General features: G+C 59.5%; 17 protein-coding genes and 1 tRNA gene. 4 read left to right on the top strand and 14 right to left on the bottom strand.

Annotated elements, in window-relative coordinates:
• Positions 1-59: 59 nt before the first annotated feature.
• The 3 genes from hspQ to ASD03_RS13290 form a co-directional block, all read right to left on the bottom strand.
• Positions 60-389 (bottom strand): heat shock protein HspQ, encoded by a 330-nt coding sequence (gene hspQ / locus ASD03_RS13300; protein WP_025427014.1) that lies wholly within the window; start codon positions 387-389, stop codon positions 60-62.
• A 212-nt stretch (positions 390-601) separates the two neighbouring features.
• Positions 602-2,011: a type I glutamate--ammonia ligase gene (gene glnA, locus ASD03_RS13295; protein ID WP_025427015.1), complete on the bottom strand. Its 1,410-nt coding sequence runs from the start codon at positions 2,009-2,011 to the stop codon at positions 602-604.
• A gap of 65 nt (positions 2,012-2,076) precedes the next feature.
• Complete coding sequence (locus tag ASD03_RS13290; protein WP_025427016.1) at positions 2,077-2,415, bottom strand: P-II family nitrogen regulator; 339 nt, start codon at positions 2,413-2,415, stop codon at positions 2,077-2,079.
• A gap of 343 nt (positions 2,416-2,758) precedes the next feature.
• On the opposite strand from ASD03_RS13290, the gene ASD03_RS13285 reads away from it, so the two are divergent.
• Positions 2,759-4,237: a bifunctional ADP-dependent NAD(P)H-hydrate dehydratase/NAD(P)H-hydrate epimerase gene (locus tag ASD03_RS13285; RefSeq protein ID WP_057209392.1), complete on the top strand. Its 1,479-nt coding sequence runs from the start codon at positions 2,759-2,761 to the stop codon at positions 4,235-4,237.
• Positions 4,238-4,313: 76 nt separating this feature from the next.
• Here ASD03_RS13285 and gpt read toward each other — a convergent pair whose 3' ends face one another.
• A complete protein-coding gene (gpt, locus tag ASD03_RS13280) occupies positions 4,314-4,811 on the bottom strand; it encodes a xanthine phosphoribosyltransferase (protein ID WP_025427018.1) in 498 nt (165 codons plus the stop codon).
• A gap of 163 nt (positions 4,812-4,974) precedes the next feature.
• A complete protein-coding gene (locus tag ASD03_RS13275; protein WP_025427019.1) occupies positions 4,975-5,730 on the bottom strand; it encodes a competence/damage-inducible protein A in 756 nt (251 codons plus the stop codon).
• A gap of 164 nt (positions 5,731-5,894) precedes the next feature.
• On the opposite strand from ASD03_RS13275, the gene wrbA reads away from it, so the two are divergent.
• The 3 genes from wrbA (at position 5,895) to ASD03_RS13260 (ending at position 7,278) form a co-directional block, all read left to right on the top strand.
• Entirely contained in the window at positions 5,895-6,494 is a 600-nt protein-coding gene (gene wrbA, locus ASD03_RS13270) for an NAD(P)H:quinone oxidoreductase (RefSeq protein ID WP_025427020.1), read from the top strand.
• 232 nt (positions 6,495-6,726) lie between these two features.
• A complete protein-coding gene (locus tag ASD03_RS13265; RefSeq protein WP_025427021.1) occupies positions 6,727-6,969 on the top strand; it encodes a DUF2188 domain-containing protein in 243 nt (80 codons plus the stop codon).
• Positions 6,970-7,059: 90 nt separating this feature from the next.
• Positions 7,060-7,278, top strand: a complete 219-nt coding sequence (locus ASD03_RS13260) for a hypothetical protein (RefSeq protein WP_025427022.1) — start codon at positions 7,060-7,062, stop codon at positions 7,276-7,278.
• A gap of 95 nt (positions 7,279-7,373) precedes the next feature.
• On the opposite strand, the gene ASD03_RS13255 is transcribed toward ASD03_RS13260, so the two are convergent.
• From ASD03_RS13255 to ASD03_RS13220, 9 genes are all read right to left on the bottom strand, one after another.
• Positions 7,374-7,458: transfer RNA gene (locus tag ASD03_RS13255), tRNA-Leu, on the bottom strand.
• A gap of 242 nt (positions 7,459-7,700) precedes the next feature.
• Positions 7,701-7,943 carry a hypothetical protein gene (locus ASD03_RS13250; protein WP_025427023.1) on the bottom strand — a complete coding sequence of 81 codons (243 nt, stop codon included), beginning with the start codon at positions 7,941-7,943 and terminating at the stop codon, positions 7,701-7,703.
• A 194-nt stretch (positions 7,944-8,137) separates the two neighbouring features.
• Positions 8,138-8,260: a hypothetical protein gene (locus ASD03_RS41100; RefSeq protein WP_255569942.1), complete on the bottom strand. Its 123-nt coding sequence runs from the start codon at positions 8,258-8,260 to the stop codon at positions 8,138-8,140.
• A gap of 48 nt (positions 8,261-8,308) precedes the next feature.
• Positions 8,309-8,515 carry a hypothetical protein gene (locus ASD03_RS13245; RefSeq protein ID WP_025427024.1) on the bottom strand — a complete coding sequence of 69 codons (207 nt, stop codon included), beginning with the start codon at positions 8,513-8,515 and terminating at the stop codon, positions 8,309-8,311.
• Positions 8,516-8,811: 296 nt separating this feature from the next.
• Complete coding sequence (locus ASD03_RS13240; protein ID WP_025427025.1) at positions 8,812-9,057, bottom strand: DUF982 domain-containing protein; 246 nt, start codon at positions 9,055-9,057, stop codon at positions 8,812-8,814.
• A 209-nt stretch (positions 9,058-9,266) separates the two neighbouring features.
• The gene (locus tag ASD03_RS13235; RefSeq protein ID WP_025427026.1) at positions 9,267-9,524 is read right to left on the bottom strand and encodes a hypothetical protein; all 258 of its coding nucleotides are present in this window, start codon (positions 9,522-9,524) and stop codon (positions 9,267-9,269) included.
• Positions 9,525-9,752: 228 nt separating this feature from the next.
• Positions 9,753-10,487, bottom strand: coding sequence for an HAD family hydrolase (locus ASD03_RS13230; RefSeq protein ID WP_057210396.1), 735 nt, complete (start codon positions 10,485-10,487; stop codon positions 9,753-9,755).
• 4 nt (positions 10,488-10,491) lie between these two features.
• Positions 10,492-11,082 (bottom strand): hypothetical protein, encoded by a 591-nt coding sequence (locus ASD03_RS13225; RefSeq protein ID WP_025427028.1) that lies wholly within the window; start codon positions 11,080-11,082, stop codon positions 10,492-10,494.
• A gap of 80 nt (positions 11,083-11,162) precedes the next feature.
• Positions 11,163-12,617 carry a TrkH family potassium uptake protein gene (locus tag ASD03_RS13220; protein ID WP_025427029.1) on the bottom strand — a complete coding sequence of 485 codons (1,455 nt, stop codon included), beginning with the start codon at positions 12,615-12,617 and terminating at the stop codon, positions 11,163-11,165.
• Positions 12,618-12,730 lie beyond the last annotated feature (113 nt).

Raw genomic sequence — 12,730 nt, 5'->3', positions numbered from 1 at the left:
AGAAACGCCCGGACGAAATCCGGGCGTTTTTCATTTGGGCGAGGCGGCAGTATCGGCCGCTAGTGGCGGAACGTCACCTTGGGCTTGTAATGCCCGATGTCATCCTTCTCGAACAGGGCGTCGACCTGAGCGTGGCGTATCGGCCGATCGCTCTCGTCGGAAACCAGGTTCTGTTCGGACACGTAGGCGACATACTCGCTGTCGTCGTTTTCGGCGAACAGGTGGTAGAAGGGTTGATCCTTGCTTGGGCGGATCTCCTGCGGGATGGCATTCCACCATTCCTCGGTGTTTGCGTATTCCGGGTCGACGTCGAAGACGACGCCGCGGAACGGGAAAACCCGATGGCGAACCACCTGTCCGATCTCGAATTTCGCGTTTCTCTGTTTCATGACGCAACACATCCTTTCAAGGGATTATCTGGGTTGCCAAACCCAAAACATCAATAGGGTGCCATGCACGGCTTCGTGTACGTCTTCCCTGCCTTCTTACACCTCCGCGGCAGGTTGCCCCTAAAAAACAAGCCGACGGGGTCCCTTGAACCCCGCCGGCTTGCCACGTCGTTTCGGGCCGGGTGCGGCATCCGCCGTCCGACCCGTCGGTCTTAGACCGAGTAGTACATGTCGTACTCAACCGGGTGCGGGGTCATTTCGTAACGCATGACTTCCTGCATCTTCAGTTCGATGAAGGAATCGATCTGATCGTCGTCGAAGACGCCGCCGGCGGTCAGGTACTTGCGATCCTTGTCGAGGCTTTCGAGCGCTTCGCGCAGCGAGCCGCAAACGGTCGGGATCTTCTTCAGTTCCTTCGGCGGCAGGTCATAGAGGTCCTTGTCCATGGCCTTGCCCGGATGCAGCTTGTTCTTGATGCCGTCGAGGCCGGCCATCAGCATCGCTGCGAAGGCGAGGTAGGGGTTGGCGGTCGGATCCGGGAAGCGGACTTCGACGCGCTTGGCCTTCGGGTTGGTGCCGAACGGAATGCGGCACGATGCCGAGCGGTTGCGGGCGGAATAGGCAAGCAGAACCGGGGCTTCGTAGCCGGGGACGAGACGCTTGTAGGAATTCGTCGACGGGTTGGTGAAGGCGTTCAGCGATTTTGCATGCTTGATGATGCCGCCGATGAAGTAGAGGCAGCTTTCCGACAGGCCGGCATATTCGTCGCCTGCGAAGGTCGGCTTGCCGTCCTTCCAGATCGACAGGTGCACGTGCATGCCCGAGCCGTTGTCGCCGAAGATCGGCTTCGGCATGAAGGTTGCGGTCTTGCCATAGGCGTTTGCGACCTGATGCACGACGTACTTGTAGATCTGCATCTTGTCGGCGTTGCGAACCAGAGCATCGAACTTGACGCCGAGTTCGTGCTGCGCAGCGGCCACCTCATGGTGATGCTTTTCGACGGTGACGCCCATTTCGGACAGAACCGTCAGCATTTCGGAGCGCATGTCCTGGCAGCTGTCGATCGGCGGGACCGGGAAATAGCCGCCCTTGACGCGCGGACGGTGGCCGAGGTTGCCGGTCTCGTAGTCAGTGTCGTCGTTGGACGGCAGTTCCGAGGAGTCGAGCTTGAAGCCGGTGTTATAAGGATCGGCCTTGTACTTGACGTCGTCGAAGACGAAGAATTCGGCTTCCGGGCCAACGAAGACGGTGTCGCCGATACCGGAGGCCTTCAGGTAGGCTTCGGCCTTCTTTGCCGTGCCGCGCGGGTCGCGGTTGTAGGCTTCGCCCGAAACCGGATCGAGAATGTCGCAGATGATGACCATCGTCGACTGCGCGAAGAACGGGTCCATATGCGCTGTTTCCGGATCGGGCATCAGCACCATGTCGGACTCGTTGATGGCCTTCCAGCCGCCAATCGAGGAACCGTCGAACATGACGCCGTCGGCGAACATGTCTTCGTCGACGCAGACGACATCCATCGTTACATGCTGCAGCTTGCCCTTGGGGTCGGTAAAGCGCAGGTCGACGAACTTGACGTCGTTGTCCTTGATTTGCTTCAGAATATCGCTTGCAGTCGTCATTGTCAGTAATTCCCTGTGTGAGATGACGAGGTTTGAAAAGTGCAGGGCCGAGTGGCCCCTGAGGATCAGATGGCGTCGAGGCCGGTTTCGCCGGTACGAATTCGGATGACTTCCTCAATGTTGGAAACGAAAATCTTTCCGTCGCCAATCCGGCCGGTTTGTGCAGCATTGCGGATTGCCTCGATGACAGCCTCCGCGTTTTCGTCCGCCAGCACCACTTCGACCTTTACCTTCGGCAGGAAGTCCACGACGTATTCGGCGCCGCGATACAGCTCCGTGTGACCCTTCTGTCGACCGAAGCCCTTTGCTTCCGTGACGGTAATGCCCTGCAGGCCGACTTCCTGAAGGGCTTCCTTCACTTCGTCGAGCTTGAAGGGTTTTATGATCGCTTCGATCTTTTTCATGAGAAAATGTCTCTCCGCTTCTCCCTTTAAAGCAGGATCATGCCCGCTCGCCGCTCAATATGCACGTTGCATGCCAGTTTTTCTGCAAAATGATTGCCGAGTGGCAAAATTTCTTTTGGGTGACGAGCGGTGGCTGCTTTCCATGCCTTTGCCGCCAGGAGGTCTGCCTATTTTTTATAAGTTTTCCACCGGTGTCCTCGGATTTGCGACGATGGTCTGGTCGTGGAAGGCATCAAAGCACGTTATTTAAGCAATAAATATGTGCAGATGCATCAAAGATGAGCAGATAGCATTTTGTGCGTGCCACTTGCCGTTGGCCGGCGCAGAGCGTTAAGTCTGAGGCATGCACTCTTCGCTTCATGACGTGTTGATTACGCCGGCCGAAATGGCGGCTATAGACCTGGCAGCCGCGCAATCGGGGATCGACAGCTTCCTGCTGATGCGCAGCGCCGGGTTGGCAGTGGCTGCCGCAGTGCTCAGGTTGTTTCCGCAGGCACAACGCTATGTCGTGCTGTGCGGCCCCGGCAACAATGGTGGCGACGGCTATGTCGCGGCATCAGCGCTTGCCGAGTGCGGTGCGAACGTTGCCGTTTTCGCCTTCGGCGACCCGGCCGCCGCCCTTTCTGGCGATGCGGACCGTGCACGGCAACTGTGGGATGGCGCGATAGATCCGCTTGCTTCGCTCGTGCCGCATCTTGGAGATGTTGTCGTCGATGCACTCTTCGGCGCAGGGCTCTCGCGCGATCTGCCGGAACAGGTGGTGCAAGTAATTGAAAGGATCAACGCTAAGGGCGTGCCCGTCATTGCCGTCGACCTGCCGAGCGGCGTTGACGGTCGAACCGGGCAAATCCGGGGGGCGGCATTCGCGGCAAGCCACACGATCACCTTCATGGCGAGGAAGCCGGGTCATCTGCTGCTTCCCGGCCGCTCCCTGTCCGGCGCGCTTGACGTAGTCGATATCGGCATACCGGCTCGCATCGTGCAGGCGCAAGGCGGCGGCTGGCGCCTCAACACGCCGGCGCTCTGGTCAGATCAGGCGTCAAGGCTTGACGCGTCGACCCACAAGTTCCGCCGTGGCCATCTGGTTGTCTTCTCGGGAGGAGCTCAGGCGACTGGTGCCGCGCGGCTGTCGGCAGCGGCCGGTCTTGCCGCCGGGGCCGGTCTGGTGACGGTGGCGTCACCGAAATCGGCTCTTGATATCAATGCGGCACAACTGACGGCGGTGATGCTGAGGGAGATCGATGATCGGCAGGACCTGGAGCATTGGTTGCGGGACACAAGGCTCGGCGCTTTTGTTCTCGGGCCCGGGTTCGGCGTTGGCGACCGAGCGTGCGACTTTGCGCTACAACTTTGCGACCGCGCGCTGGTTCTCGATGCGGACGGCATCACGTCGTTTCAGGAGCGCAGGTCAGAATTGTTCGAGCGGCTGGCGGTTGCGGCCGGCAGGGTGGTGATGACTCCGCATGAGGGCGAGTTTGCCAGGCTCTTCCCCGAGATCGCTCGCGACGAAAAGCTGTCGAAGATCGAGAAGGCCCAGGCGGCGGCGCGGATCAGCCACGCCACAATTGTCTACAAGGGAGCCGATACCGTCATCGCGGGGGCGGATGGGAAGGTTGCCGTGAACGCCAACGCCCCGCCGTCACTGGCAACGGCGGGATCCGGCGATGTTCTCGCAGGCATTGTCGGTGCGCATCTGGCGCAGGGCATGCCGGCCTTCGAGGCTGCCGCGGCCGGTGTCTGGCGCCATGGTGCTGCCGGTGCGCGTGCCGGACCGGGGTTGACGGCCGAAACCTTGGTGACGTCGATCCCGCCGCTTGGCTGAAGCGTTCGGCGTTGTAAAAAAAGCCCTCGGTTCGCTGGCGCGAGCCGAGGGCGTACATGTTGGCATTAGCTGATTATTAGCCGCGCGTTCCCTTGGCGATCGGCTCCTGATAGGTGAAGCCCAGATCCCACGGAAAGTAGATCCAGGTGTCCTGGCTCACTTCGGTCACGAACGTGTCAACCATCGGCCGGCCCTTGGGCTTGGCGTAAACGGCGGCAAAATGTGCCTTCGGCAGCATGGCTCGAACTTCGGCTGCCGTCTTGCCGGTATCGGTCAGGTCGTCGATGATCAGCACGCCTTCGCCGCCATCCTTGGCAATCTCAGGCGCGATGCCCTTCAGCACCTTCATCTGTCCCTGCGTGTCGTAGTCGTGGTAGGAAGCGATGCACACCGTCTCGATCATGCGGATATTGAGCTCACGGCAGATAATGGCCGCCGGCACGAGTCCGCCGCGCGTGATGCAGACCATGGCACGCCATTCCTGCCCCTGGTCGGCCAGCCGCCAGGCAAGCGCGCGCGCGTCGCGGTGGAACTGATCCCAGGAAACGGGGAAGGCTTTATCGGGCAGGGACATTTCTGGGCTCCGGCTTGTCTGGACGAGGTAAAGGCGAAGCATCCGGCAGATCGGGCAGGCGCTGACGCTTCATCCTGATTTGCCGACATGCAATAGCGGCAATGACGGCCGGTGCGCAAGAGCTTCGCATCCTTCCACATCTGCCGGCTCCTCCCGCCGGCCGTCAGACTTTGGCGCGGGAGGCGGTGATCGTATCGATCATTGCCTGCACATCGGCAGCGGCCGCCGACAAAGCCTGCGGATCGCGCGCCCGCACGACGATGTCGGTGGAGAAGACCTTGCCGTCGAATTTGGGGTAGGAGCCGATGCTCGTCTCCGGATGGTTCTTCTGCACTTCGGTCAGCGGCGTGCCGATGTCGCCTTCCCCATAGGGCGAGCGGACCGATTGCGAGAGCAACGGCGTACCGGTCTGCAGATCCGGCATGATCGCGTCGAGCATCGCCTGGAACACCTGTGGCACGCCGGCCATCACGTGCACGTTGCCAATGGCAAAGCCCGGTGCGGTGGAGACCGGGTTGGGGATCAATCGGGAACCCTCCGGCATGCGCGCCATGCGCTTGCGCGCGTCCGAGAATTCCATGCCGCGGCGTTCGTACATCGCGCCGAGCAGTGTCATGGCTCGTTCGTCATAGATGCAGTCTACAGCGAAAGCCTTCGAGACCGCGTCGGCCGTGATGTCGTCATGGGTCGGCCCGATCCCACCAGACGTAAAGACGTAGTCATAGCGCTCGCGCACGGCGTTGATGGCGTCGACGATCGAGGCTTCCTCGTCGGGAACGATGCGGACCTCGCGCAGATCGATCCCGACCATCGTCATCATGTCGGCGAGATGGCCGATGTTCTTGTCCTTGGTCCTGCCGGACAGCAGCTCGTCGCCAATGGCGACCATGGCGGCAGTAACGATCTTAGGGCTGCTCATTGGCGATCCTGCTTATGTGAGATGATTGTTCAGTAGCATCAGGTGATTGTTCGAGAATTGAGGACGCTCTGTTGACCGTACGGCTCCTGGCAACCGGACGCATTTTGATAAATCCTGCAGGCGACGGTAATCAAGCGGAATTGCCTGAATCCAAAGGAGCATTTATGGCCAAGGTTCTCGTTCTCTACTATTCGGCATATGGACACATCGAAACGATGGCCAACGCGGTTGCGGAAGGCGCCAAATCGGCAGGTGCCGACGTCGTCGTCAAGCGCGTTCCCGAACTGGTCTCGGAAGACGTTGCCAAGGCATCGTACTACAAGGTGGATCAGGCCGCACCGATCGCAACTATCGACGAACTGGCGGACTATGACGCCATCATCTTTGGCGCCGGCACACGCTACGGCACCGTTGCCTCGCAGATGCGCAACTTCATCGACCAGACCGGGTCTCTCTGGGCGCAGGGCAAGCTGGTCGGCAAGGTAGGCTCGGCCTTCACGTCATCGGCAACGCAGCATGGCGGCCAGGAAACAACCATTCTCGGCTTCATTCCGACCCTGATGCACCACGGCATGGTCGTCGTCGGCCTTCCCTATGCCTTCCAGGGACAGATGGGTCTTGAAGAGATCAAGGGCGGTTCGCCCTACGGCGCTTCGACCATCACCGGCGCTGACGGCGCGCGCCAGCCTTCGGCGGTCGAGCTCGATGCCGCTCGCTATCAGGGTGCGCATGTCGCCAAGATTGCGACGAAGCTGTCAGCCTAAGCCACGGAAAAGACTTGAAAGATCACAAGGAAAGCGGCCCCCGCAAAGGGCCGCTTTTTCGTTGTTGCACGGCCTGTCACATTCTGATTCGCGAAAGTGGCCTATCGGCCTATTCCTGTGTTAATATCCGCCCCGTTCGGCATGAGAATGCCATTGACGAGGAGGAATATTGGGCCGGGCGGTAACGGCCCGCGAAAGGCGGGATTGCCTTTCGGAGTGCAGGGAGAGAAGCATGGCGCGCATCACGTACTCCATCGTTCCCCACGACGGCGGTTGGGCCTACAAGGCAGCCGACGCTTTTTCGGAACCCTTTCCCAGCCGAGAAATGGCGCTGGCGGCCGCCAAGGCCGCAGCGGCTGAACAGCAGGTCGGCGGCGACGACGAGGATATCAGTTTCCAGGACGAAAAAGGCGACTGGCACTTCGAGCATACCGATGGCGGTGACCGACCCGAGGCAACCGTCGAAGACGGTTGACAGACTTTTCGGACAATTTGATCGGTCCGTTCCACGTAAGCTTCTGCAAGAGTATTGCGTCCACTGCATCTGCATAGCGGAGGATTTTCAATGCAACACTACAGCGTTCAGATCTTCACCTGGACCGCCCGCAATGGCGTGCAACAGGTAGGGTCGGCAATTGAAGTCGATGCACTCAACCCTAAGGCGGCAGCGGTTTCCCTGCTTGGCCTGCGGTTAGAGGACAAGGGAGCCTGCACGAAACTGGCGGTCAGGGTCTGGCACGATGATGCTCAGCGGGCCGAATGCGATTGCTTCTACTACCACTAAGCGGCACACCAACTAAAGGCGGACTTACGTAGGGCCATCCGGTGAGCGGGTAGGCGCGCTGTGTTGCGCGTGAAGCACTTTCCGCAACAGCCATCTGGTGCGGGCGGCGGGGATCGAACCCGCACAGCCGAGGCCGAGAGATTTTAAGTCTCTTGCGTCTACCAGTTTCGCCACGCCCGCACTGGGCGTTTTCAGTACCTTGGGCGTTATCGTTTTGGAAGGGCTAACAGCGGATTTTTCGTTGCCCAGTTCATGTGCCCGTGTTGCCCTCACTGGTTTGAAACAACGCCCGCGGAACGCGCGCCGGTGTTCGATGCGCTACATAGGGTTTCGGGCCAGGGCAAATACGCCAAGGGCGTGCGCCCGACCATGGGTGAAAATATCCGGAAATCAGGGCGACCGAGGCCGCCCTTTCCTAAAATTCAGTTGCCGTTGTAAAAAGACTTACCGTTACTCGATGCAGCCCCACGTTTATCCTGTGCCTTTTTTTCCGAGGCTGGAGGTCCATCACGACTTATAGCGTTCATGCGATTCCGGCCATAGGCCAGTTCAAGACCGATGTGGGTCTTGACGGCTGTCTGCTTTTCGACAGGCGCGGACGACACAGCGGCGAAGGCCGAGCCGGCAAACGCGAGCGATGCCACTGCGGCAATGATGATCTTCATTGATAGTCTCCTTGGTTCGAACCCGGCGCACTACGGTTAGCAAACGGGGAACCTTGGCGTAGATCGGCAGGGAGATCAGTGACATACGGCAGATGCCGTATTTCGACCGCGGTCGAGGTGGCGAAACCTAGGAATGGTTACGGCAAGCTTTAGGAGATGTGCGCCGGGGCGTGTTGCAGACCTGCGGCGTCAGTTTAGAAGTTCGTGGCGATGCTGTGGCTGTAAATCCGGCCCTCTTCAGCCTTCTTGGCCGCAAGAGGTACCACGACGATGAAGGCGACGAGAGCGAGAATGAAAGCCGGTCCGGGAAGCGCCACCACAGATTTCCTCGATTTATGATCGTCCCCACTATTTGGGAGTTAGGCTTAATTGAAGCTGAACGGCAGCTGTCGAATGGCTGTCGAGAAACGAAAAATGGCGTCTTCAGAAGTCTTTATTGTTGCGGATCGTCCGAAGGCGAAGCGGTTCTGCATCCAAACTTGATTGTCGCGTTCTTGCTGGCCGATAGCGTGAGCCTCACGGTGAGTTTGGAGCAGCCGGACGACCTCAGCCGCTGCCGGCGCTTTCACCAATTGTTCCTCCCTCAAATGGGTTATTGGGGAAGGGTAGGCCGGGTTCGTACTGTGGATGTTCGCGCCTCGTTCGGCATGTTTTAGGCGTCGCTTTATATTGGGCGCGACCAATTTGCCTTTGAAGCCGGTAGTGCCGATCCACCGGAGGGCGACCTACTTTCCTTAAATCGTATTCGATTTAAGGAAACCTGCAGTAATTCAAAGTGCTACAGCGACCTTGCGCGTCTAATAAGACGCGCGTCGCTTTAGGTACATTTGTAACAGGGGTAAGCCGGGCTCTATCCCGGGGCGCAAGGTTACTCCCGGACGGGAATGCCCGCTTCGCGCGCAGCATCGATGAAGGCTTTGCGGGCGGCCTCTGCCGGTTGCTTGCCCTCGATCACGGCAGCACACGTATCGAGTGCCAGTGTCAGCAGCGCGCTGTCTTCGAGCGGCCAGTCCTCGATCATCGCCCAGGACGCTTCGGTCGTGTTCGTAATGGTCGTGTATTTCTCCGGTCCCTCCAGGGCCAAAGCTACGGGCTTTTCCCAATTTTCGGCCATGTCGATCACCTCGATTTCGATTGATGGCGGCACATAACACAGATCTGGCCGATTCCGCGAGCGGTGCGATGGCTGCCAGCGTCTCTGCGATACCCGGTCGTCTGCACGCGCACATACGCTCTGCATTGCAATTTCGGGCCCGCTGCCGGGCCGTGGACCGGGCTATTTCGACGGCCGCAAAGCGGAAGGCGCTTTGGATCGGGCGGAGTTTATGCGTCCTTTTCCTTCTGGCGCAGACAATAGAAGATCGCGCCAGCAAGCAGTGCTCCAAGGCTATAGGCGAAGAATGCCTGGAAATACGGGCCGCCTGACGCGAAAATGTAGATCGGCGGTGCGATGAACAGCATTATTGCCAAGCCGACAAGGCGAGATGCAAAGACGCCCGTGGAGGAAAGCTTCCTGACAATCCACCCGATCAGCATGCTGGTGAACGCCATGGCGACAGTGGCCCCGAATAGCTCCGCCAAACTGTTTCTCCCTCAACGTGCCTTTCGGTTTCCCGCAGCTTTCTCCGATTCGTTCGGATTTCATAGCTCTTTTCGGGTCGCCCTAAAGCGCAGGACCACAAGCCTCGTCATCGCAACTTACGATGTCAAAGCCGCTCTGGTCCAGGCGAGAGCCCTACTGCATGGTTCCTTAAATCCTATTCGATTTAAGGATAAAAACAGGCAGCAATTCAAAGGGCTACAGCGACCTTAGCGCGTCTTATTTAGACGCGCGGCGCTGTCGTCGGGCAACGTTTGCAGTGCATCCGACAGACCACCGAGATCGGCGATCTCGCGGAAGCGCGGATGGCTGTCGGGTTTGTCGTGATGCTCGAATGCCCAGGTGAGGGCATGCGGCACATAGATGCCCCAACTGCCGGCCTCGAGGGCAGGGACGATGTCGGACTTCAACGAGTTGCCGACCATCAGGCTTTTCGCCGGGCCGTCGCCGTGGCGTGTGAAGATGCGATCGTATGTGGCGGCCGTTTTGTCGCTGACGATTTCGACGGCGTTGAAGTAATCGCCCAATCCAGAGGCGGCGAGCTTGCGCTCCTGGTCGAAGAGGTCGCCCTTGGTAATCATCACCAACCGGAAGGTGCCATGAAGCGTCTCGAGCGTTTCCTTGACATGTGGCAGCGGCTCGACCGGGTGGACCAGCATCTCGCGTCCGGCCGCAAGGATTTCTGCGATCACCGATGACGGGACGCGCCCGTCCGTCACGTCGACAGCGGTCTCCACCATCGACAGCACGAAGCCCTTGATGCCAAAACCGTACAGGCCGAGGTTGCGCTTTTCGGCGGCCAGCAGCCGTGCGGGCAGGCTTTCCGTGTCGGCATGGTCCTTGAGCAGTTCGGCGAAGCGCGCCTCGGTCAGGCGATAGAACTGTTCGTTTTGCCAAAGCGTATCATCGGCATCGAAGCCGATCGTCGTAATCATGTCAGGCATTGTCTCACGGTCCGGCTATCTTGAACGGCTGATCGATCGTCGCTGTCTTGCCGCTGTTGATATCGTTGAAATGGAAGCGCAGCACGTAGTCACCGACCGGAGCCCCGGAAACGTCGATCGTCAGGGTCGAATAGATCTCCTGGTTCTTGAGGTAACCGGTGAAGGTGAAGTCGCCAAATGCCTTCTGCCCGGCAAGGATATCGCCCTTGGGATTGAGGATGTCGAAATCGACGGTGAAGTGCGTTTCCAACTTGCCCTTGGTGGCCGCGTCCTTCCAGGTGAGGCCGACCGGTTCGACGTAGGATACGAGCGCTTCCCCGGTCTTGAAGACGGTCCCGTCCTTGGGCTCGTACATGGCATAGCCAGCCGGTTCCTTGGTGATGAAGACGGCCTTGCCGATGGAGAACGGCAGGGTTTGCGAAAAATCACCGACCGCTTGCCGCAGGAGTTCCCGTGCTTTGGCCGGGTCGCCGGAGGTCGCCAATTGTTCCGCCTTGGTCGCGGCGTCGACGAGCGGCCCGGCCTTTGCCTCGACGCTTATGCAGAGCATGCTTGCGGCGGTTAGCACCGCCAGCAGTGACCGATGTTTCGCCATGACGTTCCCCTTTGTCCCTTGGATGCGACTTTCGGCATTTGCCGCATCGAGTCAAGACGATAGGGCCGGCGCGGCAATGGTCAATGTTTCCAGAAGATCGGCGTCAGAATCACCAGAACGGTCAGCACTTCCAGACGACCCAGCAACATCATCAGCGACAGGAGATAAAGCTCCGGGTCCTGGAGTGTCGAGAAGTTGCCCGCCGGGCCAATGAGACTGCCGAGGCCGGGACCGACATTGGAAAGGCAGGTGATGACCGCTGAGGTCGCGGTTATGAAATCATAGCCGAGCGCGCCCATGCCGAGGCTGCCCAGCACCCACAGCAGGATATAGGTGGTGAAGAACAGGAAGATCGCGCGCTGCGTATCGGCATCAACAGTGTTGTTACCGTAACGTACGGCATAGATCGCATTGGGGTAGATGAGCTTGTTGAGGCCCGAGCGGATGGCGTTGAAGAGCACCACGAAGCGATAGGCCTTGATGCCGCCGGCAGTCGATCCGGAACAGCCGCCCATGAAGGTTGCGATGAAAGCGACCATCACCACGAAGGGACCCCACAGGCTGTAGTCCTCGCTCGCATAGCCGCTGGTCGAAAGGATCGAGGTGATGTTGAAGAAGGAATGTGCAAGCGCCAGGTGAAACTCGACGCCACTGACGAGGCGATGATAGATCGCCACGGCGATCGAGAAGGCCGAGAGATAGCCGAGGAAGACGATGATCTGCGGGTCGCGAAGCGCGTCGAGGCGGCCGCGCACGACAAGCACGATCAGGATCGAGAACGGCAGGCTGCAGAGCGCCATGAAGAAGGTCGCCGTCCAGAGCAGCGGGATACTGCCGAAATAGCCGAATGACGCATCATGCGTCGAGAAACCGCCCGTCGCCACCGTCGACATCGCATGATTGATCGCGTCGAACCGGTTCATGCCCGTCATGTTGTACCCGATCGTGCAGAGAACCGTGATCGAGATATAGATGAGAAGGAATGCGCGGCTGAAGCTTGCGACGCGAGCGAACGGCTTGTCGCTCGTATCGGAGGATTCCATCTTGAAGAACGACATGCCGCCAACCCGGAGATAGGGGATGATGAACAGGCCAAGGACGACGATGCCGATGCCGCCGAGCCAGCACAAGAGCGAGCGCCAGACGAGCAGTCCCGGCGGCGCATCGTCGAGCCCGACGATGACGGTCGATCCGGTTGTCGTGATGGCGGAGACGGATTCGAACAGCGCCTGCGCGAAGTCGAGCTTCAATGAAGACAGCCACAGCGGGATGGCGCCGACGACTGAAAATACCGCCCAGAGCAGGTTGACCAGCAGAAAGCCGAACTTCTTCGAAAACGGCGGCGGTCCCATGCGCGTCGCCATGAACGTCGCTGCCGAAAGGCCGCCGATCATGAAGGCGGATACAGCAAAGATCTGCCAATCGCGATGGCCGTAATAGAGGTCGACCATCGCCGGCACGAGCATCGCCACCGACAGGTAGAGGCCGAGGATCGCTGCGATGTGCACAGCATGCCGGATCAGGGTTGCGTTCAAACGTTCGATTTCCTGGAAATGAAACTACGTGATCTGGCGAGGCGCGAAGCGGTTACATTGTCCACCGCCGGTCGATTCGAGTCAAAGCGATGGCCTCGAGCGCTGCAATGTGC

Source organism: Ensifer sp. Root127 (assembly GCF_001425225.1).
Lineage (GTDB): Bacteria > Pseudomonadota > Alphaproteobacteria > Rhizobiales > Rhizobiaceae > Ensifer > Ensifer canadensis.
The sequence above is the reverse complement of the archived record's forward strand: the minus strand, read 5'-3'. Positions and strand labels throughout refer to the sequence as shown.